27 protein-coding genes are annotated in these 20,357 nt (G+C 54.0%); all 27 read left to right on the forward strand.

The window, feature by feature from the left end:
- The first annotated feature begins 93 nt into the window (after positions 1 to 93).
- The 27 genes from ACN0XZ_RS17195 (at position 94) to ACN0XZ_RS17325 (ending at position 20,084) form a co-directional block, all read left to right on the forward strand.
- A complete protein-coding gene (locus tag ACN0XZ_RS17195) occupies positions 94 to 2,694 on the forward strand; it encodes a hypothetical protein (RefSeq protein ID WP_417459039.1) in 2,601 nt (866 codons plus the stop codon).
- Between the two features lie 970 nt (positions 2,695 to 3,664).
- A complete protein-coding gene (locus ACN0XZ_RS17200) occupies positions 3,665 to 4,348 on the forward strand; it encodes a 3'-5' exonuclease (RefSeq protein WP_417459040.1) in 684 nt (227 codons plus the stop codon).
- Positions 4,345 to 4,551, forward strand: a complete 207-nt coding sequence (locus ACN0XZ_RS17205; protein ID WP_417459041.1) for a hypothetical protein — start codon at positions 4,345 to 4,347, stop codon at positions 4,549 to 4,551. The genes ACN0XZ_RS17200 and ACN0XZ_RS17205 overlap by 4 nt, the downstream gene beginning before the upstream one ends.
- The gene (locus tag ACN0XZ_RS17210) at positions 4,538 to 4,870 is read left to right on the forward strand and encodes a hypothetical protein (RefSeq protein ID WP_417459042.1); all 333 of its coding nucleotides are present in this window, start codon (positions 4,538 to 4,540) and stop codon (positions 4,868 to 4,870) included. The genes ACN0XZ_RS17205 and ACN0XZ_RS17210 overlap by 14 nt, the downstream gene beginning before the upstream one ends.
- Before the next feature lie 97 nt (positions 4,871 to 4,967).
- Positions 4,968 to 5,312: a hypothetical protein gene (locus ACN0XZ_RS17215; RefSeq protein ID WP_417459043.1), complete on the forward strand. Its 345-nt coding sequence runs from the start codon at positions 4,968 to 4,970 to the stop codon at positions 5,310 to 5,312.
- A 190-nt stretch (positions 5,313 to 5,502) separates the two neighbouring features.
- Positions 5,503 to 5,763: a hypothetical protein gene (locus tag ACN0XZ_RS17220; protein WP_417459044.1), complete on the forward strand. Its 261-nt coding sequence runs from the start codon at positions 5,503 to 5,505 to the stop codon at positions 5,761 to 5,763.
- A gap of 784 nt (positions 5,764 to 6,547) precedes the next feature.
- Positions 6,548 to 6,844 (forward strand): hypothetical protein, encoded by a 297-nt coding sequence (locus ACN0XZ_RS17225; protein ID WP_417459045.1) that lies wholly within the window; start codon positions 6,548 to 6,550, stop codon positions 6,842 to 6,844.
- 534 nt (positions 6,845 to 7,378) lie between these two features.
- The gene (locus tag ACN0XZ_RS17230) at positions 7,379 to 7,924 is read left to right on the forward strand and encodes a hypothetical protein (protein WP_417459046.1); all 546 of its coding nucleotides are present in this window, start codon (positions 7,379 to 7,381) and stop codon (positions 7,922 to 7,924) included.
- Positions 7,925 to 8,284: 360 nt separating this feature from the next.
- Complete coding sequence (gene tnpA, locus ACN0XZ_RS17235; protein ID WP_417459191.1) at positions 8,285 to 8,677, forward strand: IS200/IS605 family transposase; 393 nt, start codon at positions 8,285 to 8,287, stop codon at positions 8,675 to 8,677.
- The gene (locus tag ACN0XZ_RS17240; RefSeq protein ID WP_417459047.1) at positions 8,678 to 9,868 is read left to right on the forward strand and encodes an RNA-guided endonuclease TnpB family protein; all 1,191 of its coding nucleotides are present in this window, start codon (positions 8,678 to 8,680) and stop codon (positions 9,866 to 9,868) included.
- A 349-nt stretch (positions 9,869 to 10,217) separates the two neighbouring features.
- Complete coding sequence (locus tag ACN0XZ_RS17245; protein ID WP_417459048.1) at positions 10,218 to 10,469, forward strand: hypothetical protein; 252 nt, start codon at positions 10,218 to 10,220, stop codon at positions 10,467 to 10,469.
- A gap of 96 nt (positions 10,470 to 10,565) precedes the next feature.
- A complete protein-coding gene (locus tag ACN0XZ_RS17250) occupies positions 10,566 to 12,386 on the forward strand; it encodes a UvrD-helicase domain-containing protein (RefSeq protein WP_417459049.1) in 1,821 nt (606 codons plus the stop codon).
- A 172-nt stretch (positions 12,387 to 12,558) separates the two neighbouring features.
- Positions 12,559 to 12,783: a hypothetical protein gene (locus ACN0XZ_RS17255; protein ID WP_417459050.1), complete on the forward strand. Its 225-nt coding sequence runs from the start codon at positions 12,559 to 12,561 to the stop codon at positions 12,781 to 12,783.
- A gap of 99 nt (positions 12,784 to 12,882) precedes the next feature.
- A complete protein-coding gene (locus tag ACN0XZ_RS17260; RefSeq protein ID WP_417459051.1) occupies positions 12,883 to 13,245 on the forward strand; it encodes a hypothetical protein in 363 nt (120 codons plus the stop codon).
- Positions 13,246 to 13,288: 43 nt separating this feature from the next.
- Positions 13,289 to 13,525: a hypothetical protein gene (locus ACN0XZ_RS17265; RefSeq protein ID WP_417459052.1), complete on the forward strand. Its 237-nt coding sequence runs from the start codon at positions 13,289 to 13,291 to the stop codon at positions 13,523 to 13,525.
- Positions 13,526 to 13,614: 89 nt separating this feature from the next.
- Positions 13,615 to 14,559: an ArdC family protein gene (locus tag ACN0XZ_RS17270; RefSeq protein ID WP_417459053.1), complete on the forward strand. Its 945-nt coding sequence runs from the start codon at positions 13,615 to 13,617 to the stop codon at positions 14,557 to 14,559.
- Positions 14,560 to 14,655: 96 nt separating this feature from the next.
- The gene (locus tag ACN0XZ_RS17275; protein ID WP_417459054.1) at positions 14,656 to 15,135 is read left to right on the forward strand and encodes a hypothetical protein; all 480 of its coding nucleotides are present in this window, start codon (positions 14,656 to 14,658) and stop codon (positions 15,133 to 15,135) included.
- A complete protein-coding gene (locus tag ACN0XZ_RS17280; RefSeq protein ID WP_417459055.1) occupies positions 15,125 to 15,490 on the forward strand; it encodes a hypothetical protein in 366 nt (121 codons plus the stop codon). Before ACN0XZ_RS17275 ends, ACN0XZ_RS17280 begins: the two co-directional genes overlap by 11 nt.
- A complete protein-coding gene (locus ACN0XZ_RS17285) occupies positions 15,480 to 15,842 on the forward strand; it encodes a hypothetical protein (protein ID WP_417459056.1) in 363 nt (120 codons plus the stop codon). Before ACN0XZ_RS17280 ends, ACN0XZ_RS17285 begins: the two co-directional genes overlap by 11 nt.
- A 14-nt stretch (positions 15,843 to 15,856) precedes the next feature.
- The gene (locus ACN0XZ_RS17290) at positions 15,857 to 16,087 is read left to right on the forward strand and encodes a hypothetical protein (protein WP_417459057.1); all 231 of its coding nucleotides are present in this window, start codon (positions 15,857 to 15,859) and stop codon (positions 16,085 to 16,087) included.
- Between the two features lie 84 nt (positions 16,088 to 16,171).
- Positions 16,172 to 17,353, forward strand: coding sequence for an ATP-dependent DNA helicase (locus ACN0XZ_RS17295; protein ID WP_417459058.1), 1,182 nt, complete (start codon positions 16,172 to 16,174; stop codon positions 17,351 to 17,353).
- A 31-nt stretch (positions 17,354 to 17,384) separates the two neighbouring features.
- Positions 17,385 to 17,903 (forward strand): GNAT family N-acetyltransferase, encoded by a 519-nt coding sequence (locus ACN0XZ_RS17300; protein WP_417459059.1) that lies wholly within the window; start codon positions 17,385 to 17,387, stop codon positions 17,901 to 17,903.
- Between the two features lie 2 nt (positions 17,904 to 17,905).
- Positions 17,906 to 18,250: a hypothetical protein gene (locus tag ACN0XZ_RS17305; RefSeq protein WP_417459060.1), complete on the forward strand. Its 345-nt coding sequence runs from the start codon at positions 17,906 to 17,908 to the stop codon at positions 18,248 to 18,250.
- Positions 18,250 to 18,807 (forward strand): hypothetical protein, encoded by a 558-nt coding sequence (locus ACN0XZ_RS17310; protein ID WP_417459061.1) that lies wholly within the window; start codon positions 18,250 to 18,252, stop codon positions 18,805 to 18,807. Before ACN0XZ_RS17305 ends, ACN0XZ_RS17310 begins: the two co-directional genes overlap by 1 nt.
- On the forward strand, positions 18,807 to 19,187 hold the full coding sequence (locus ACN0XZ_RS17315; protein ID WP_417459062.1) for a hypothetical protein: 381 nt from the start codon (positions 18,807 to 18,809) through the stop codon (positions 19,185 to 19,187). The genes ACN0XZ_RS17310 and ACN0XZ_RS17315 overlap by 1 nt, the downstream gene beginning before the upstream one ends.
- Positions 19,184 to 19,582, forward strand: coding sequence for a hypothetical protein (locus tag ACN0XZ_RS17320; protein ID WP_417459063.1), 399 nt, complete (start codon positions 19,184 to 19,186; stop codon positions 19,580 to 19,582). Before ACN0XZ_RS17315 ends, ACN0XZ_RS17320 begins: the two co-directional genes overlap by 4 nt.
- Positions 19,572 to 20,084: a hypothetical protein gene (locus ACN0XZ_RS17325; RefSeq protein ID WP_417459064.1), complete on the forward strand. Its 513-nt coding sequence runs from the start codon at positions 19,572 to 19,574 to the stop codon at positions 20,082 to 20,084. The genes ACN0XZ_RS17320 and ACN0XZ_RS17325 overlap by 11 nt, the downstream gene beginning before the upstream one ends.
- Positions 20,085 to 20,357 lie beyond the last annotated feature (273 nt).

Consider the following 20,357-nt stretch of genomic DNA (forward strand, 5'->3'; position numbering starts at 1 on the left):
GGGCTGGAAACAGCCCGCCGTTTTTTTAGCTGTTCGCTTGAGTGGACGGCAGGCAGGACTAGAAAAGAATCAACATTTTAGACGGATCGACGCATGGGAACGGAAGTTTCACAGGCTGCCGCACAGGCTTTCCTCGACTGGCTTTACGCTGGAATCGAATTCGGAGTGCACACAGAAAATCGGATCGTGATTAGTTCGCGGGGATTCCAGAAAAACTCTTGGTGCTTCGATCCGTCCGCCGCCGCTCGACTCATTATGAACGACGCCAAAACCGGTGATACGTTCTACCGCGTCGCGGTTCTCAAAGGGGGCGATGGCAAAACAGATAAAGGTCGCGGTAAAGCATCGGATGCAAAGATCATCCCCGCCTTCTGTTTCGACTTCGACTGCGACGCATCGGGCGAAAAGAAAACCAGCACGGCAACAAAGAAGGTTCCGCGATCGATTGATGAGATCTTTGCAGCGATCGAAAAGTTGCCCGCCGAAATGCGGCCCAACAAACTGATCCGCTCGGGCGTCGGCTGTCATGCTTATTGGAAACTTGCAGAACCGTATGAGATCAAAGATCACGCCGAAGCGACGGCATACGCCAAGGGCTGGGATCACTGGCTAGCGGCGTTTTTCGAGGAACAGTGCGGATACCAGTTGGATCGTACAGGCGAACTTGCAAGAGTTCTACGGCTGCCGGGAACGCTTCATCACAAAGGCGATCCGCTGCCGGTATATGAGATCGAAACCGACATCACACGCGACGAACCGTACAAGATCGGCGAATTTGAATTTGCAGCAACCGCATACAAGCAATCGATCACCAAGCCCGTTCCGTCGCGGTCACCGGAACTTCCGGGGATGGATGAGATAAACGACGGCGACGCTCCAAAGAGCCGAACGGCGAAGATTCTACACGCGGCGGCAGTGTCGCGGATGCTCGCCTGCAAGGCTAGCGAGATCGCCCGAAGCGGTGAAGAGAAAGACGGATCGAACCGGGTTGTTACCTACTGCCGAATCGCGGTGGGAACCGGCTTGACGGGGGCGGCGGCAATGTCTGCCGTCGATGCTGCGGTGTCGATTCTCCCGACGCCAACTGCGGTTAATCCTGAAGCCCGGTTGGCTTCGGTAATGGAGCGAGGCGAGACGCCCGTTGGCTGCGATCTGGCGGGGATTTCGACAAGCGATGAGATCCGCCAGCAACGCGTTAATGATTTTGTCAGCGAAGCCGAAGAACTGACAACCGACGATGCCGAATTGCGATTCTTTGCGATGGGCTGTTTGGCTGTCGACTTTGATTTATCGGTTGCCGAATTCGTCGACGGAATGCGTGAGATCGAAAAGCGTGCTCCGCTGGTCGATCTGCCGTTTATCGAAGATGCCGAACCGTTAACGCTGACAGACGGACGCATTGCCCACCGACTGATTGAAGCGGTCGGGAGCGAGAACGTTGGTAAAGTCGATCGAAAGATTGTTTCATCCCAGCGAACTGAACGGATATTGGCGAAACTGCGAAGCGGTGGCGTCGATCGTAAAGAAGGGCAGAACGCCAAATACGCATTGATCGCCGCCGAAACGCTATTTTGCCGAATGGGTATGCGTGCCGATGGATCGGCCAGCGAAGCCATCGGGCCGATCGTCGCGGAATTCGCGTCGAAGTGCGAACCAAAGATCGCAAGTCCTGAAAAGATCGTCGCCGACGCAATCAAGCGAGGCGACGCGGCGAACGAAAAGGCGGGCCGCAAAGCGATTCCCAACAATGAAGACCGCGACGCGATATTAGCGGCTTGCGCCGACGCTGGCGGAGATCCGACGACGGCGGCGGATGAGATGCGAGCGGAGGGCGATTATGTCGAGCAAAGAATCTCGCATATCGCAAAGACCGAATACACGACCGGCGAAGAGGCACGGCGGAAATCGACGCTAAAGATTGTGCGAGACGATCCACCGGGAAATGATGAGCCGGGCGGCGTAAATGCGACGCGTCCGCCCGGCACAATGCAAGTCGTAAAAATGAATCCCCGCGACGCCTGCTATTCGGTCGTGCGGTCGGTTGTAACTGAGCTGCATATCTGGGTTCCCGACAATCCGAAAGAATTCGTTGCGGTCGATCTAAAGACGCTGCGGAGTGCCAGCGGGTGGATTGCCTTTGATGCCGCGTGGTTGCGGCTGACTGGCCACTTCTTACCGCTGCGGTATCGCGGCAAGGCGTTTGAAATGTTCATGAGCAACGTTGTCGAGCGGAATTGCTCGGTTGTTGAACCGCGTGATGAAGATCCGATTGTGTACGTGAAATCGATGATAACCAATGCCATCGCGTGGGCACGGGATGTTAGTTCGGGGATGGATGATCTTTCCCGCAAGAAACTGCCGTCGCTTCGCAATGTCCGCAAAGGGCATTTTGACGAACGGGGATTGTCGACGATGAAGGGCCTACGGATTCAAGATCCAAACGACGAAACCTCAGCAACGATCGAATCGAAGCCACGGGGATTCTCAATGGATCACAATCTAAACCTGCTGGCACATTCGCCGACGATCGTGTCTGCCCTCAAATCGCAAGACTTCCAGATCATCGGCGGTATCCGGTCGATGATTATCGGGGAGCTTCAAACGGCGGGATTCGAGCAGAGCAAGGGATACACTGTCAACTTCTGGAAAATGGATAGTTCTGCGATCGTGAAGATGGCTGATATTCAGGGGTGATTATGCGGGCGCATGTGTTACTAGACAAACACCTGCGCCCTGATCGTGCGTGGCGCATGTGTTACTAGGCAAACACATGCGCCAGCGTTTTTGTTGGTGAATCGCACTCCGACGCATGAAAACACGCCACGGAGCATCAACACAAGACCGCGAACCCGAGACAAAACACCGACGACGACGCCAAGCCTCGCTACTGCGGGGCTTTTTTTATGCTCCGAGCGAAGTTTTTTGTCGGATCGGCGGGAATATCGCACGCGAAGGCTGGGTTTGCCGTGGAACTGCGGTTAACTGGGGTCAGGAATGGGTGTTTTGAGCAGTGAACAAAAAGTATCCCCCGCGATAAAGTTGTTAGTGGTCCGATCTTACTATGGGGCGTTTGAGTAACGTGTACGCACGCGAAACGCGTATGTCGATGCGCATGTGATGTTTTCAACATTACAAAAACGTTCGTTCCCTATCTAAACTCCCGAGCGGGCGTTTTTAGAATTTCAAAATATCACATGCAGTCGCGTTAAACGCGATCTGCAAGCGTATTTGTTGTCGAAACGAGATGAGGGGTGCATGGTGGTGCTTTAACTTCACCAGGCGCTTTGCCGGTTCGAGCGTTGTTCGCATCGAGGATCATCGGCAAACCAGTGTACACACGTTCACAGCACAGCGGCATAGAGTCCGCGTGAAGGTTGAATCGGCTGTGATCGTGCGTTTTGTTCGACATGGTTCGGCATCCTAACGCCGTTTCGATGCAAAGCAATAGCCTCGCAGTGAAAATCTGAAATAGCCCCTTGCCTATTGCAATGGTTGTTGCAATACTTCGTTTGTGGCCAGCAAAGCCACTTGTCGCCAAGGCGTGAGAAACCTTTGTGATGCAACCAATCTACATGGCTGCCTTTTGATGTTTGGTTGCATCAATTTCTCAGAAGCCCGTTGGCGTTTATTCGTCAGCGGGCTTTTTTCGTTCAGTGAGGAACGCGTGAGCAATCCCCCAATCGCAATCGTCATCGACACAGAAACTAATCGTCGGGAAGATCCCGAACCGATTGAAGTTTCGTGGTTTTCAGTGGAGTTGCTGGAATGCGAACTTTGCGCCGACCAACTTCCAGTGACATACCGCTTTCGCCCCGATGGTAAGTTTGAGTGCGGAGCCGTTGCCGTGCATGGCATCTTCCCGCAAGACGTGGCGAACTGTCCGCCATCGTCGGAAGCGATCGATCACCTACCGCCGCTTTGCGAATACTTCATTGGGCACAACGTCGATTTTGATTGGCGGGTGATGGGTTCGCCAGACGTCCGCCGAATTTGCACGCTGGCTTTGGCTCGCAAGTACATGCCGGGACTGGATACCTACCAACTCGGCGCACTGGTCTACGAAATCATGGGCTACGATGATTTCTCACGGGAACTTGTTTCGGGGGCACATGGTGCGGCGGCTGATGTTGCGATGGCAAGAATCATTGCCAGTTACGTTACGTCGGAAAACAACATCGAAACAATCGAAGAACTGTGGCAAGCCAGCGAAGCGGCACGCATCCCCGACGTGATGCCATTCGGGAAGCACAAAGGCGAGCCGATCGCGATGGTTCCGCAGAGCTACAAAGATTGGCTGCTTGGGCAGTCGGATGTGGATGAGTATTTGAGGAAGGCGTTATTGCGATGAGTGAACAAAAAGCACCAATCGGCTCCCGCTGGCGTCGCCCTGGCGGCGTTATCTACGAGGTGACAAGAGACCGGTGTGATTCAACACGCGACGTCTTATTGGTTCCTGTGTTTATTCCCGATGGGAAGAAAGCACGAAAGACGTGGAAGTACGATGCTTTGGTCGAGTTTGATTTTGAAAGGATGAACGATGACGAATGTTGATATTACTGCAGCGCTGCGGAAACTTCTCGAACGCCACCCAGACGAATTCGGTCAAATGTCGCACTCGCAATTTATAAAGTTCGGCGACAGGCACGACGTTGACGGCGAAGTTTTCGCTAATGCATGTTTCTCGCTAGGGCTTGGCGAGTTGCGGGAAAATGAGCGTGAGCCGCCAGCGGTTAAGGTCTGCGTGAGTGATGGCAGTGGTTGCGGTTCGCCGTACACACTGAATGAGCGTATTGGCAGTTTTTCCCGAACTGTCGGCGTGCAAACGCTGGATGAGTTGAAGGAATTGATGCAGGAGCGGGATGCGGAATGAACAATTTCCTAGAACCCGCAAAAACGTTCCTTCGCCAGACGGCAAAGAACGCCGAACGTCGGCAGCGTGACAGTCGAACATTCTGGAACGGCGTAGCGTGCGGCGTTTTGTTTTCTGCGGTGTGGGTTTTGGTTGTGCGGTTTGTTTTGTGGGTGGTGGGGTGATGGATAACAGCGTGGGCGACAAAGCAATTTTGCGTGACGGGTATGCCGTCAAGGAAGGCTGGAAGTTCAGCATGTGCGACGAACGCTATAGCAAGAACCGTTGCGATAGGTTCAGGATGGATGCGTTGGAAGCACTGTATATTGCGGTAAACCCTGGAGGGGGCAGGATTCGGACGAAAGAAGAAATCGAATCGCAGCAACGGTGCACTCGGATGTTGAACGAACTGGCGGTTGAGCTTGTCGGCGGCGTGCCTGAGTCGTGGGAGCAGTTTACTTGAGTTCGGAAAGCGAGATCGACCCAATGAGCAGAGAAAACCTACGACCGATGCTTCGCCGTGTACCGATGCCAATCCTTGCGGTTTCGTTCCTGGCATTCCTTCCGGTCCACGTTTTGTATGGCGCGGGCGATGGCATCGCGAACTGGTGGAGCGAGTTTCGGCAGATTCTTGACGTGGATAAGGGGCAGCGATGAACTATTCAATGCAGCAAACTTTCTGCATGAAATACATGCGAAGCGTCACCCGATGGGAATTCCCCAACGATCCCTTCGTGACCTACGAGCCAAGTGATGAAGAATGGTGCCGACCGCTTGGCCTTGGTCGGCAGGTTGAATCGGTAGAGACGATGACGTTTCCGAACGCACACATTAAGAACGCAAGTTTTGACGGCATGGCATACACTATCAACGTTGTCGCTTCGCCCGAGTTCCTTGATGTTGAGGCGGAGTGAGCCGTGGCCGATTCAGGCAAACCCGCCACCCGCCCCGGCTGGCGATACTTCCACTGCAATGATTGCGGCCAAAAGTGGCGAGAGACGTCACGCGATCGATTCTCGCACAGCGGCGACCACTGCGGATGCTGTGGCGAGTGGTGCGCACATGAGTGCAGTTCGGCGGTGCCTGCGGTGGAGGTGGATCGGATGGGGAACCTGTTGAGTTATGAGGTGGTTGTGATTGTTGAGGGTGTGGGACCGGTTGGCGGAAATCACAATGGAATGGTTTGAAATAACATGCAAGCATCTATTGGCGACTATCGCAACGTTTCGCTAGGTGGGGTTCCGTATCGAATGACCATCGTTGATGGCGGCGTGCTGTTCAGCAATCGATCAGGATTCCATGGAGTGACTGGCAGATTCGTTTTTTCGTACCGGTCGCATCTTTGGTATTTGGAGCATTCCGAATCAACATGGGGATCGGTCGCTGCTTGCCATTTAGTGAAAATGCACAAACTTCTTGGCGAGTACATCGGAGCTGACCATGCAGAATCAAACGGTTCTGTTTTTGAGTTGACGTTTAAGAAGTGAACCACGGGGGGGCTTTGTAGTGAACGACTGTGAAAAGCGACGCTTGCTTCAATCCCCGAACTGCTACGACTGCAAACACAAAGGCATCGAATTGCGGAATATCTATTGCAAGTCGCTGGGCAGGCCAATAACGCCTTCTAGCGTTGTTGCGTGCTACCGATATGATCCAGTTGGAAAAGAAGATGAATTAGACACGCGGAACGAGGGATAAATGATCGTCAAAAAAGGAATCCGCGTCGGCACTGAATTCGGCGAAGGAACAGTTGTCGCAGTGACCAAGGAATGGGTTGTGGTCGACGTCGGCGGTAAATCCGGTGAAGTCGCACTGCATATCGTTGATTCGCCGGTGTGGGTTGTTCCGACGGGATATGGGATCGGTGGCGGGGATGGGGAGATTGATCGAGCGGATGCGGGTAGCGACACGTTTCCGCGTCTCACGAGCGAGCCATCAATCGGGGGCGTCGCTCCGATGACTGGTGAGTTTGGCGATGGGTTTAGTGATGGATAGGATCTGCGGACAGCCGCCACCGGGCGGCGTTAACGATTAACACAAGTGAGAGACTTATGGACCAAACAAACGATACATCCGGTGCTCCGGTGCATTCGATGGTTATGACGCATTCGCAACAGAGCCAGACGGACTTCGAGGTTGTGCGAGACATCGCAACGCTAGTTAAATCGTTGAAGTATGGCGAAAAGGTAACGATTGAGGTCACCGCAGGCAGCAGCTATTACGATTGGCGTTGCAGTGGCGATAATCAACCGTGTGGCCCAAGCGAAGTGGCTAGGGCGATGCGTGAAGCCTACGAAGCAACATTTGCCGGAAGCCCCCGAGACCGATCTGCGTCAAAGTGGTGGCATTGCCAACGATGCGGCGAGAATTTCAGCGGTCAAAACCCATGCGGGTGCGACGTACCAATTCCTGTCGCTATGTCGTCATGACGCCAGCAGCCACCGGGCGGCGATCCAAGAGTTTGATTTTAATACGTTTTGCCGCCGCCTAGTGCGATGCATGGCTCCACTGTGATCTATGGATGAATCAATGACAAAACCCCGCCCCACCCGCCGAACCTTCATGGGTACGATGTTTGCCTGCGTCGCGGCCCCATCGCTACCGAAGATTGCCGTGCCTGAAATGCGGTTTCATTCAGTGTCGATCGGCGGGGAAGTTTCGGAGATATTCTACAATGGGTTCGACGACGATCGTTGTTGGGAGATCGTGCCAGCCTATGACGCGGACGGTGCTATTCGGCAGATGCGTGCAACTATCCGCAAGGTAATCGCAGGATCGTCGCGGGAATGGCCGACAGAAAACGAATGGGAGATCGAGACGCATGCGAGCGTTGCCGAATCTGAGGTGATCGAGTCGGCGAAAGAGTGGGACGTGAGTTTCGACGACGCGGCAGCGAGGCTAATGAATTGGCAGTGTGAATGCGATATCAGTTGCGAGCACTGCGGAATGTACAGCATGGATCAGCGGGTGCCGACTTGCGGCGAATGCTACCGCTGCAAGTTCTGCGTCGATGCTGGCGATACGTACTGGGATGGCGGGGACCGAACCGGGAAGTGTGAAGGCTGTTGCTGGTAAAAGGAGAATTGATTTGGCTGAAATAACTCCAATCCCCAACGACGGCGATCGGGTTACATCAGGATCTTCGCCGAAGTGCGGGTCGTGCGCCCATTTCAAAAGGGGTGAGTTCCATGCAGTGCTAGGTGGAGGTAGCCAGTGTGGTGGCCACTGTTTCCTGCTAGCAGAAGTGCTGGGAGTAACAAACAGCAACATGTGGTCGATGAAAAGTATTCATCGGGTGATTCCTCGCGAGAAACCCCTGGCTTTAGGCATGGGGAGGGATAGCGAGTCGGTTCGATGTGGCTCGATGCCGCAAGGATCGAGATTGTTGCCCATTTGTCGCTTGAATATATAGCGGCTTTGCATATAATCACGTGCATGACTATCCGAAGCAACAGCAATATCGTTTTTGACTGTAACTTTCACGTTGTTTGGTGCTCCAAGTATCGGCGTGATGTTTTGATTGATGGTGTTGATGATCGGTTCAAGGAGATCGCTCAAAGTGTTTGCGACGAACGGAGGTGCGTCCTTCAGGAAATGGAAGTGATGCCAGACCACGTGCATTTGCTGCTAGACTGCGACCCCCAATTTGGAATTCATCGACTGGTGAAGCAAATCAAGGGCAGGTCGAGCGGCTTGCTTCGCATGGAGTTTGAAACGCTGCGAAAGCGATTGCCGACTCTTTGGACGAACAGTTACTTCGTTAGCACTACGGGCGGTGCGACGATCAGCAAAATTAAACAGTACATCGAAAGCCAAAAGAACATCTGAGTGTCTGTCAAGTCGTACAAATACCGATTCTACCCAACACCCGAACAGGAATTGATTCTTGCTCAGACGTTCGGTTGCGTTCGATATGTTTACAACCGGGCGCTCAAGTACCGTGCTGACACGTACAAGACTACTGGCAAGGGTGCGTCGTTCTGCGACACCTCTGCCGAATTGACCAAGTGGAAGAAGGAACCTGAAACCTCTTGGCTCAAGGATGTATCCTGCGTTCCGTTGCAGCAGACGCTCCGACATCTCAATGCGGCATACAGCGGTTTCTTTGCAAAGCGTTCTAAGTACCCATCGTTCAAGCGAAAGTCGAGAAATCAATCTGCGGAGTTTACTCGCAGTGCTTTCAAGTGGGATCGTGATAAGCAGCGACTCACTGTAGCAAAGATTGGTCGCTTGCGAATCAGATGGTCTCGCAAGTTTGAAGCCAATCCATCCACGATCACAGTTAGCAAATCGCCCAGTGGTAAGTATTTCGTCAGCATTCGCATTGATGAAGCTAACCGGGTGGCCCCCAAGGCATCCAACGAGATTGGAATTGATCTTGGAATCACCACTCTTGCTGTCACCAGCGATGGCGAACGAATCACCAACTCGAAGTACACCAATCGATACGCAAGGAAACTTGCAAAGGCTCAACGTTCCCTGTCTCGAAAAACGAAAGGATCGAACCGGAGAGAAAAAGCACGAACCAAAGTAGCGAAGATCCAAGAGCGGATTGCCAACAGCAGGCTTGATCGAACACACAAAGTCACAACGCGATTGATAAACGAAAACCAAGTTATCTGCGTTGAGACATTGAAAAGTTCCAACATGATGAAGAACCGAAAGCTGGCTAAGTCGATCGCGGATTGTTCCTGGTTCGAGTTTGTTCGGCAGCTTGAGTACAAGGCTGAGTGGTACGGACGAACGCTGGTGAAGATCAACCAGTGGTTTCCGTCCAGTAAGACTTGCAGCGGTTGTGGGCATGTCGTTGAAAAGATGCCCTTGAGCATCCGTGAATGGAAGTGCCAAGTATGCGGCGCACAACATGACCGCGATCACAACGCGGCAATTAACATTCTCGCCGCCGGACGGGCGGAGAGACGAAACGAACGTGGAGAGAGCATAAGTCGAAAGACGGTTACACCCGTCGATCGCAATTCTCGTAGAAACGTTAAGCAACTTGAAGGTCTGCATAGCTAGTCCTTTAAGAATCCCCCGGTTTTAACCGTGGGGAGTACGTCAAGCTGGACGTCGAAGGCGGCGATGTCGAAGACGCGTTTTTAAACGAACACCCAAGCGGTGGCGGTGGCTATGCTTTCAGCGTTGATATCGATTCGCTCGAATCGGCGATTCGTAGGGAAGTGTGGGATGTTGTTTATGGTGGTGGGTAGCCGACTGTCACCAAACCCGAGCTGTCAAGGATTCCTTGACAGCTCGCACCATCAAAAGTTTTTCGATGATTTTGTTCTCATGGTTGTTGACATGCTTTGCCGATAAGTGTAATATTAGGGCATCGAAGCAAACGACACCACAGCAAAGGAACGAAACGATGAATCGAGAGCAGACCGAGACATTCCTGAAGACTTTGCCTTCAGCCGTTGGCCGTTTTGTTACGGTCGACGTTGAGTTGATCGAAGTGCGAGATAAAGCGGTTCTGGTTGAAGGCATGACCGGGGTACACTCAAAACGGTCTTGGTTGCCGAAGTCACAACTGGCGTTCGTTGATCGAGGGAACTTTGGCCTAGCGTTGGCCGTGAAACGACAGTGGGTTGCGATGAAAAGCCTGTGGTGGATGGAGTAGTTCGCAACGCATTAAATATCACAACCGCATACAAAACCCACCACCGCAGCAAACGGCGGTGGGTTTTGCACCACAACACAAAAGGCAGGGCAGTAAATGCCAAAGATCACCAAAATATCTGGCGTTCCCGGCGCGGGCAAAACCACGCTACTCCTTAACGAAATCGCCGACTTACGAGACCACGGAATCGATATTTCCGAGATCGCGTTCTGTTCATTCACCCGCGCCGCAGCCCGTACAGCGATCGAGCGTGCTTGTGATGCGTTCGATGTTTCCCCTGACTGGATGCGAATGTCTTCATGGTTTCGCACGATTCATGCCATCGCGTACAGGCAGCTTGACGACGGCGATGCAAAGAAGCGGCTGCTGACGTGGGAGGCGAAAGATCGGAACGTTTGGTTTACCGATAATGTGGAGGCAGCCAACTGCGGCATGAAGCCAGTCACGCCGGAAGATTACGCGACCGACGGTTTGCAAAGCGACGCGAACGACAATTACTGGGGGCCGGTTCTGCGGATGTGGGATTCATGCCGACTGCGGTTGGCCGTTCCGTCGGTTCAACTTGCCCGACAGTTCGGGTTCGGCAAAATACGGGGTAAAGTGCTTGATTACTGCGATTACGCCGACAGTCAAATCGTCGATATGATCGCGAGGTTCGAGCGAGCCAAACGAGACACACGGCGGCTAGACTTCTCTGATTTCGTCGCCAAACTTGCGGGCGTGCAATTCTCACCCGACGGCAACCACGACTTAGACGCAGCGGCGACGATCGATCTGCCCGATTGTGTCGTGTGGTTCTTCGACGAATACCAGGATATGAACCCGCTGCTAGATCGCGTCGTCGATCGGGTGGTGAACGATTCGCCAGCACAAAAGATCTACTTGGCGGGCGACGGGTTCCAATCGATCTATGGGTTTTCGGGTTCCGAGCCACGGTTATTCTTCGACCGCTACGCCGACGAAACGGTTAACCTGCATAAGTCGTGGCGATGTCCGCAAGCGATCCTTGGCGTGGGCGAGCGGATCATTAAGCGGCATCCTGACTACATCGATCGCGGCGTAACAAGTGAGAACCAAGGCGACGGCACCGAAGCGGTCGAGTGTTCGCGGATCGGCGACGTGATCGAATATCTTCGCGGGGCGAATCTAGCCAGCGGTCCACGCGGCGAAGCGTCGGCGATGTTCTTAGCCCGCACGAATCAAGACGTGATGGATGTACGCAAAACGCTCAATGATTGCGGCGTGCCGTGGGCATCAACGAAAGATCCCGATCAGGGTTATATCCATCAGGCGTCGATGGCGATCTGTCGGTTGATGTTGCGGTTGCGCAGCGGCGACGCCATCAAGTCGAGCGAATGGCGGAAGTTGGTTGCCAAGATCCCGCACAAGCTATCGGGCGACGAAATGTTAGTTCGCGGATGTAAAAGCAAGATGCGAGCGGGCGAGATCCTGTTGCCGGGTGACATGACCGGGACCGATCCCGAATTAATCCGACTCGATGACACAATTCGCTATGGTGCCACAAATGATTTTGTATCGACGATGCGGTCGGCTGGATGGTGTGAACTGTTCCCGAAATCGGCCCTGTATGCCCACGCGGTCGAGAAGTTCGGCGAATCGGTCGCCGATCGGCCTGGGTTGCGTGTAGGGACGATTCACAGCGTTAAAGGCGAGGAAGCCGATTTGGTTGTGTTGCTCGACCGTGTGTCCGACTACTGCTTTAACGAATCCGGCCTGAGCGCCGAAGCATGTGTGAGCTACGTTGGCACCACGCGGGCGAGAAAGCAATTGATTGTGCTTCGGCAGTCGATCAAAAGCCAAAACGTGGTAGAGTACGGGGAGGGCGATTGGGCTGTGAGGCTACCGAGTCTTGGCGTGCCTGATCTGCCGAAACTTGGGGCGGTGGTTGCTGTATAGGATGCTGCAAACGGAATGGATTCAAGCCACTACATTTTGATCGCGTTGGCTGCTGCGTTCTTCGCTATCGCGATCTTTCAGCAGCTCGTTATCCGTTCGTCGGTTCGCTTGTGTCGCGAATTGCTTGCCGACAATGAACGACTACGCAGCGACGACAGCGAGGATATCGACCGTGGATATTCATAGTGAAGCCGTCGCCGACGCCATGACCTACACCGAAGCGGCGGGGCTAGAAAATCTCACGATTCCTTTCGGCCAACACTACGGTGTTTCCGTGGGTGAATTGTCAATCGATCACTTGGCGTTCATCGCCGAATCGAGTCGGGAATTGAGTGAGAAGCTAGAACGGTATCTAGCGAGCGATAGAGCGGAAGAACGGCGGCGGGGTGAGTTCTAAAAAAACTTTCTAGATTTTGGTTGATGGTTGTTGACTTGATTTGGCGATAAGTGTAATATTGGGGCATCGAAGAAAGTAGCACCACAAACGGAGTCGAAAATGTCACTACCAAAGCCCGGCAAGAAAATGCTGAAATTTGTCTCTAGCCGATTCCTTTCGGGGCTAGAGGGAAGTCAGCCCATCGAATCAGTTAGCGAGTTGATTTTTGAGCAACTGGCAACATGCAGTGTGCGGTTCGCTGAAGTGCGACTTGAAGACTGCCGAAGTGCAGAACTTTCGTCGCTGTTGCACTTTATTGCGTATGCAGACAAGCCGGTCGAAGAGTTGAGGCAATCTGACCTGTTGTGGTACGTAGACGCCGACAAGTACCTACAAAGGGTAGTGGGCTTTTCGGTAGACGACTTGAACAGGATCGAAGCAGCAACAGTCGGTGAATTGCGATCAGCGATTGCCGCCATGTAATGGCGAGCGATCGCAGTTACCCACCCAAAAGGAGCCACCCGCAATGATCCACCAAAACCAAATCTTCACCGTCAAACGCAACGGGCGTATCGATACATTCCGCCGCGAATGCGACGACGTTAACCCACGATTTGAATGCGAGCGGATACGCGTAACGCATCTAGGCAGTTCCGACGTCGTGAACTGGAAACCCTACACTTTCGGCACTGAATCTGAATGGTTTCGCCAGCGTGGTCTGGTTTGCAGTGTCGAAGAAAAAGATTTTGCAAAAACGGCCTGATGGCTGTTGACGTGCCTTGCCGATAAGTGTAATATTGGGGCATCGCAGCAAGCGACACCTCAAAACACCACCACAAAGGGAACACCACAATGCCAGTCGCCACCAAGAAACGCACCGCTCGCAAATCCACCACCCGCAAGGCATCGACCAAGCCACGCGTCGACGCTTACCAAATCATCACTGACAAAATCTTGGCCCTGCTGGATCGCGGCGTTGTACCGTGGCGCAAGCCTTGGAAGGGTGGCGGATCGAACCAACAGCCAATCAGCCTGACCACTGGCAAGGCGTATCGCGGAATCAATACAGTGATTCTTTGGGGCACTGCCATCGAAATGGGCTACGAAGCACCGTTTTGGCTGACCTACAATCAAGCAAAAACCTTGGGTGGCAACGTCAAGAAAGGTGAGAATGGAACGCCGGTCACCTTCTGGAAGATCGGCGAAACCAAAGAGATCGACGAAAAGACCGGCAAGCCTGGAACGTATGCGATCCTTCGCACGTATACCGTCTTCAATGTCGCTCAATGCGAAAACCTCGACGAAAGTAAGTTGCCCGAAGCGGCTAAGGTTGACGTCGAATTGACCGACCACGACGCCATCGAGTCGTGCGAAGCAATCGTGAGCGACTGGGCTGGCAAGCCTGAAGTCGTTACCGAAGGTGGCCGTGCTTTCTATCGCCGATCGACCGACGTGGTAACGATGCCAGAGATTGGCCGGTTTGATGCCGCCGAAGAGTACTATTCGGCGCTGTTCCATGAATTGATTCACAGCACCGGCCACGTAACGCGGCTGGATCGCCTTGAAGATGGTTCGAGTTTCGGGTCGGCTTCGTACTCGAAAGAGGAATTGGTAGCTGAGATGGGAGCGGCTTTCCTTTGCGGTCATGCCGGTATCGAGTCGGCGACGATCGAAAATTCGGCTTCGTATATCGACGGCTGGCGGAAGGTACTGAAAGCGGATAACAAAGCCGTGATTCAAGCGGCGTCGGCGGCGCAGAAAGCTGTTGATATGGTTTTGGGTGTTAGTTGGGAATAATGAAATACGTTCGTGTGGTGCGGGCGTTTGCTGCCACCCGTCGCCGTGAGAGCGGCGGCGGGTGTTTTATCTACTTCGTCGCAAGGATGTTTTGAGATGGCCACCCCCGAATCAAAGATCGTCAAAAAGATCCTCACAAGTCTCAAGGATCGCGGCTGGCTGGCGTGGAAGGTTCACACGTCGCAGTTTGGCCGGATCGGCATTGGCGACGTTCTGGCGGTGCGTGGGGGTCTGCTGGCGTCGATTGAAGTAAAGACGCCGGGCAAAGAACCGACTGCGTCACAGGATCAGTGGTTGATCGACGTCGCGAAGCATGGCGGGCTAGCGGGTTGCGCCCACGACGTCGACGAAGCGTTGTCAATCGTGGAATCGGCGATCGATCCAGCCGATGAGATGGCGTTGGCTGTCGATATTCTGCGTCGGCACGGCCTGCAAAAAGCAGCGGCTTTGATCGAATCTAAAAAAAAGTTTCTAGCCGCTATTGCAATGGCGGTTGCGATAGATACGATGTGTAGGATAGTCGCGAGCAACGAATACAAAGCAATGCAACACGAAAGGCGAAACGATGACTACTGAAGAAATACCGGTTGGGTTACGTGAGGCAGACAGTAACTTGCTGGATTTTGCAGACTGGTTGGAAGATGAAGGCGCAATCGAGGATGCCCACACTATGCTGGATCTGTTCAGGAATCCAAGTGGGTGGGCTAGAGAGTACGGCCTGTTTGCTTTGTGTCGCGGATCTCAAGACGCCGAACTGTGCGAAAAATGTGCCGATGCGTTGATGACTAGCGAGTACGCAGCGGATGTTGCGAAGTCTCGACTCGAAGAACTATCTCGTGAATTTGAAGGTTTTGACTTTGTGATTCGCAATATCAATTCAATCAAGTCGTATTTAGGGGAATCGCAGAACGAGGTTCCCAGTGCCGTTTAGCGACGACGATCCCGCGATGTTGGCGGATGAAGTGCGGCAGGTATTGCATAACGTGCTTGATCCGTCGATTGAGATTGTTGAATCTGTGGAAAGGCCGCTAACGCCAACTGAAGCGGCGATGGTTTTGGTTGACGATGAATTGTTCCCGCACGAAATACTGTCTCCTTTCGTGTGGGTTGGCGATTTTGGACTAGCAAGGGCTTCGGGTGGGCGGTTTGTTGTTCACTGCGGTTTCTTCCTTAGTTCAGATGACAATGACGATTCTTGGCAAGTGTCGCCACCCTTCGGCGATCTGACCGACGCAACAATCCACGCCGTTGGCTGTTTAATTCGTGATTCGCTAGGCTACTGAAAGGAGCATTCAGGATGAGTACCGCAAAGCAAAAAACTGAAAAACGTTGTTCGCATTGTCGCGAGTTCCTGCCGTTGGCGTCGTTCTATCGCAACGCATCGCGGCCCGATGGGCTGGCGAACAACTGCCGAGATTGCACGAAGGCGATCACGAAAACAGTCAAGGCACGCAACCAGCCGTCTCGCCGTGCGAACTGGGCCGACGGGATGCTGGCGACGCTGAACATCGGCGACAACGAATACTGATCCAAATGAAACACGCGTTGCAATAAACACCACGTTCCCGCTGTCGGCAGCAAACCGGCAGCGGGGCCACAAAAGGCACTTCTGATGCAGCAAGCAATCCAAGAGTTCATGCTCGAACCCGACCAGCAAGAGGCGAGCGATGCGATCGTAAGTTGGGCGAGGCGAGCCGTAACCGCTGGCAGCGGTTCGCACTTCACGCTGGCGGGGCTGGCTGGTACTGGCAAAACCGTCTTAATAAAGCACACGTTTGACCGTTTGGCGGCTGCGGGGCTGCCAATGGTCGTCGCGACGCCCACGGCGAAGGCGGGCAACGTTCTACGTCGCAAGGGCATGAACAACGTCGTGACGCTTCACAAGTTGCTGTATCGCTTCACAGGGCTAATGCAGACCGACGAAGGCGACGAACTGCCGCAATTTATTGACGAAGGGCGGTGGGGCGTTGAGCGTCCGCGTCTGATCGGCGTTGATGAAGGCTCGATGGTCGACAAACGGGCGTTCGATACGCTTGTAGGTCGCGGTGTTCCTGTCCTGTTTGTCGGCGACCACGGGCAGTTACCACCCGTTGGCCAAGATCCCGGCATTATGCAAAACGCCGATATCTACTTGGAAAAGGTGCGTCGGCAGGCGGAAGGGTCGCCGATCATCGGGCTTGCGCATCGTGTTCGTAACGGCCACATCCCGACGCCGGATGATGCCGACGGTGACACGCTAAAAGTCGGGCGTGCCGGGGATGCCGATATTGCCCGAATCTTTGTTGAACAGAACTACGATGCGGTCGTTTGTGCTCGCAACGCGACGCGGATCAACCTGAATCGTGCGATCCGTCGCCAGTTTGGCCGGGGTGAAGGAATTGAGGTTGGCGACCGGGTTCTATGTCGTCTCAATGATTGGGTTCGCGAGGCGTTCAATGGGGAATCGTTCGTTGTTGAGGCGGTCAATTCACAGCCTAAGAGTGCCGGTAGCGATACGGTCAGCGTCGATCTGGTCGGCGAGCCAAGTCCGCAGTTTCCCGACGGCCAGCGGCTTTACAATGCACAACTTTATCTACCGGCACTGTATGAGCGGAAGTTCTTACAGGAAGATATGCCGCGTGGATCGATGAAATTCCAGTTCGGCAACGCGTTGACTTGCCATGCCGCCCAGGGGTCGACGATCCCCCGGTGCATGGCGGTCGACGAAGTGGTTCGCGGTTGGGATATGCGACGTTTTCGTTATACGGCAGTCACCCGCGCGAGCGAAGCGTTGGCGGTGGTGCTGCGGAGTTAGTTTTCAGACGCACAGGAAACGGAGAAACGACATGGATACAATGCAAGAAGCAGTCGAGAATGAGGAAGATTATCGCGGTCAGTTGGCAGATGTTGAAATCCGCTGGATGATTCGGGCCGACACCGACGCGGTGCTTGAAATCGACGAAATGAGTTTTGTCGAATGTTGGAGCGAAGCCGATTTGGTCACGACGTGCCGACGAAACAACACGATCGGAATGGTTGCCGAGCATGAAGACCGCGTTGTTGGTTTCATTATCTACGAACTGCATCGCGGAAAACTCAATATCGTCCGCACGGCAGTTCATCCCGACTTTTCCAGTATGGGCGTTGGGCTGGCGATGGTTCAGCGGCTTATCAACAACAAGTTGCACCCAAAGCGACGCGACAAGATCGAAGCGTTCGTGCATGAGACCAACGTGACAGCGCAGGTGTTCTTTCGGGCGTTGGGTTTCGCTTCCGAGGCGATCCGTGGCGACGGCAATGGCGACGATGAATACCTTTTCTGCTATCGCCTTGACGGGTTCCATGAGTGGCAAGGGCGGATCTAGTCGTGGCAAAAAAACGTTCGCGGCGGGTTCCCGTCGCGGTGAAGTATAGCGAGCGGCCCAAAGTGTTCTTTGTTCGAGGTCGCCGCAAGGCTGGCCAGTTGATGCAGTTCACGACGACCAAGAATGTCACGCGTGAAAAGATGGCGGGGCGAACTGTCGTTCATGCCAAGTATCGCGGCGCAATGACGTGGTTTGTCGAGCGGAAAGCCTACGTGAAGTTTGACGAGATCGACGAAGCGGGGTTGTTTCGCGGGGCTGGCGAACTGAAGACGTTCAAGCGGTCGCCGTGCCATAACGGAACGGTGCGGATGATTTACGAAGCGAATGAATTTGCGGAGGGGAATTGATGGGCGTATTCAAGGGGAAGGAATCAGATATTGAATTCCAATCGTGCCATGATGAAGACCATGCCTTCGCTTGCTTTGAGTGTTGTTTACCGGAACCCGAGCGGCAGCGAGACGGAATCGACTGGATCGGTGAAAGCGTGTGGATGCGAACATCGGTTGACGCGATCGAGCATGTTCGGCAACACATTGCCAACGGTGACCGCGTGCCGAATGAACTGATTCGTTTATTGCAAAACGTGATGCAGCGTCAAACTTTTGTTCACCAGTCCCTGATGAGCCCGAACCGCAGGCATGATGGTTCGAGATCAGGTGAGCGTGAAAACGCGTTCCACAAACAGTGGATTCACGAACAGGACAACTACGGTTCGCCAATGCTTGAGAATCTGTTCGCATCATGGGGGATTGGTGATGCAACGCCTCGCGAGGTTGCGGTTGTCGCCAGCACCATCGAATGGCTCGGAACCAATGTTGGTTTTTGTTTTTTAGAATCCGCGTTGAGGCGATGCGGGTATGAGATCAAGAAAGTTGAAGCGAATGAATTTGCGGAGGGGAAGTGATGTCGCAAATCACCTACGTCAAGGCTTTTTGCGAGTGCGGCGAAGCGATCATGTTTCATAGCGTTCAGGACGGCGGTGTGCCAGATGAATCGCACGACATATCGACAGTCAGTGGAGAGATTTTGCACGGCATCGAAGATCCTGTTGCACATTGCATGTGCGGGAACTGGAACGCAGTAGATCTTGCGACTCGCTCGGTTTGCGTTGTCCCTCCGCCACCACAAAATGGGCCACTGGTAATACGCATGGATGATGGGAAAGTGTTGGATACAAAGCGGATGGTTAGCGAGGGCGGCGGAATGTTCATGCCGTATCACGGCGACAAGAAGATGTGCCAATTCGATCGCGACTACTTCACTATGGGGAAGGGCGACCAATGACCAACGCATTCCTATTCGACACATCCGAAGAATCCAACGCCCCCGAAGATGCCGCCGCTGTCGCCAACGGCAAGCGGTCGACGGCAAAGAATAGCAAGGGTAAATCGGCTGCGAAGAAACCAGTTGTGCCGAAACACTCGACCGACTTAACCGATGATGACCTACGCGATATCATCGCGGGTGACGATCCGTTTTTAGCCGCTGAGGCTGAAGAGATTTTGAAGGCTCGGGGCGTGGCGACGAAAGTGGCCGTTCGCCGTCACGACCCCAGCCAGTATCTATACGTTGAACCAGGGACATTGCTCCCACATTTAGAGGACGATGATGACTCGATCTACGACATCCGACGCGACGGACCCTTCGGCGAATTCGCAAAACAGCAACTTGGCGGCTAATGCAACGGACGTTGCGATAGAAAGCGATGCGGGAAATCCCGTTTCGGAAGAGACCGCAAAACCGAAGCGACGGCGAAAGAAAGCCGCCGACGTGATGCCCGAAGCGGAGACAGCCGGCGGCGAAGCGGCGGAAGTCGCTGTCGAAAGCGAGCAACCCGAAACTGTCGACGTGATGCCCGAAGCCGACGTTCGCCGTGACCTGATTGCCGAAGCGGTTGCCGATCGCGACGCGGAGATTCACGACAGCCTGACGCATTACATCGCGTGGAAGCGTGGCGGCGGGGTCGCTGTCGCGGGGGTGTCTTGGCTTGGCGTTGTCGTCGCGGTGGTGTCGTCGCGGCCTGAGAGTGTCGAGGAAGCGGCGGAGATCGTGCGGGCGCAGGCGACGGCACGGCGTGCGGATCAAATGAACTTGACGGCGGCGGGAATGCAGCGGATCGTCAAGTCGAGCCGGGGCGGTGGAATATTTCGGATTTATCAGGTTTGGGATGCGAAGCAGTGAGCAATAGGCGAAGAATCTTTATCGCTAACGCCCGGCTGGCTGGGGAACTTGCGAAGTGTGACCCGGCGGGAGCCGCTGGTTTGGCGGTATCGATGGCGATCATAGATAACGCGTTGCTGCTAGGCGACGGCGTGGCGTGTCGCGGGTTCGATGTGGAAAGCATAGAGCAGTGGTCGCGGCTAACTGTCGATGGTCAGTCGCGAATTAATCCACCTGTGAAAGTTCCAGGGCCGAAGCGGCTGGCGATGACGTCGCAGCGGCGGCGGCGGGCGA

This window comes from Kordiimonas sp. (genome assembly GCF_048264555.1).
GTDB lineage: Bacteria > Pseudomonadota > Alphaproteobacteria > Sphingomonadales > Kordiimonadaceae > Kordiimonas.

Bases quoted from the DNA above. Each gene is read 5' to 3' on its own strand.
- ACN0XZ_RS17205 (WP_417459041.1), top strand. From the start codon at position 4,345: ATGAGTGAACAAAAAGCACCAATCGGCTCCCGCTGGCGTCGCCCTGGC.
- ACN0XZ_RS17245 (WP_417459048.1), top strand. From the start codon at position 10,218: ATGAATCGAGAGCAGACCGAGACATTCCTGAAGACTTTGCCTTCAGCC.
- ACN0XZ_RS17310 (WP_417459061.1), top strand. From the start codon at position 18,250: ATGGGCGTATTCAAGGGGAAGGAATCAGATATTGAATTCCAATCGTGC.
- ACN0XZ_RS17265 (WP_417459052.1), top strand. From the start codon at position 13,289: ATGATCCACCAAAACCAAATCTTCACCGTCAAACGCAACGGGCGTATC.
- ACN0XZ_RS17225 (WP_417459045.1), top strand. From the start codon at position 6,548: ATGATCGTCAAAAAAGGAATCCGCGTCGGCACTGAATTCGGCGAAGGA.
- ACN0XZ_RS17270 (WP_417459053.1), top strand. From the start codon at position 13,615: ATGCCAGTCGCCACCAAGAAACGCACCGCTCGCAAATCCACCACCCGC.
- ACN0XZ_RS17315 (WP_417459062.1), top strand. From the start codon at position 18,807: ATGTCGCAAATCACCTACGTCAAGGCTTTTTGCGAGTGCGGCGAAGCG.
- ACN0XZ_RS17260 (WP_417459051.1), top strand. From the start codon at position 12,883: ATGTCACTACCAAAGCCCGGCAAGAAAATGCTGAAATTTGTCTCTAGC.
- ACN0XZ_RS17280 (WP_417459055.1), top strand. From the start codon at position 15,125: ATGACTACTGAAGAAATACCGGTTGGGTTACGTGAGGCAGACAGTAAC.
- ACN0XZ_RS17290 (WP_417459057.1), top strand. From the start codon at position 15,857: ATGAGTACCGCAAAGCAAAAAACTGAAAAACGTTGTTCGCATTGTCGC.
- ACN0XZ_RS17320 (WP_417459063.1), top strand. From the start codon at position 19,184: ATGACCAACGCATTCCTATTCGACACATCCGAAGAATCCAACGCCCCC.
- ACN0XZ_RS17230 (WP_417459046.1), top strand. From the start codon at position 7,379: ATGACAAAACCCCGCCCCACCCGCCGAACCTTCATGGGTACGATGTTT.
- ACN0XZ_RS17220 (WP_417459044.1), top strand. From the start codon at position 5,503: ATGAACTATTCAATGCAGCAAACTTTCTGCATGAAATACATGCGAAGC.
- tnpA (WP_417459191.1), top strand. From the start codon at position 8,285: ATGACTATCCGAAGCAACAGCAATATCGTTTTTGACTGTAACTTTCAC.
- ACN0XZ_RS17195 (WP_417459039.1), top strand. From the start codon at position 94: ATGGGAACGGAAGTTTCACAGGCTGCCGCACAGGCTTTCCTCGACTGG.
- ACN0XZ_RS17300 (WP_417459059.1), top strand. From the start codon at position 17,385: ATGGATACAATGCAAGAAGCAGTCGAGAATGAGGAAGATTATCGCGGT.
- ACN0XZ_RS17250 (WP_417459049.1), top strand. From the start codon at position 10,566: ATGCCAAAGATCACCAAAATATCTGGCGTTCCCGGCGCGGGCAAAACC.
- ACN0XZ_RS17295 (WP_417459058.1), top strand. From the start codon at position 16,172: ATGCAGCAAGCAATCCAAGAGTTCATGCTCGAACCCGACCAGCAAGAG.
- ACN0XZ_RS17210 (WP_417459042.1), top strand. From the start codon at position 4,538: ATGACGAATGTTGATATTACTGCAGCGCTGCGGAAACTTCTCGAACGC.
- ACN0XZ_RS17275 (WP_417459054.1), top strand. From the start codon at position 14,656: ATGGCCACCCCCGAATCAAAGATCGTCAAAAAGATCCTCACAAGTCTC.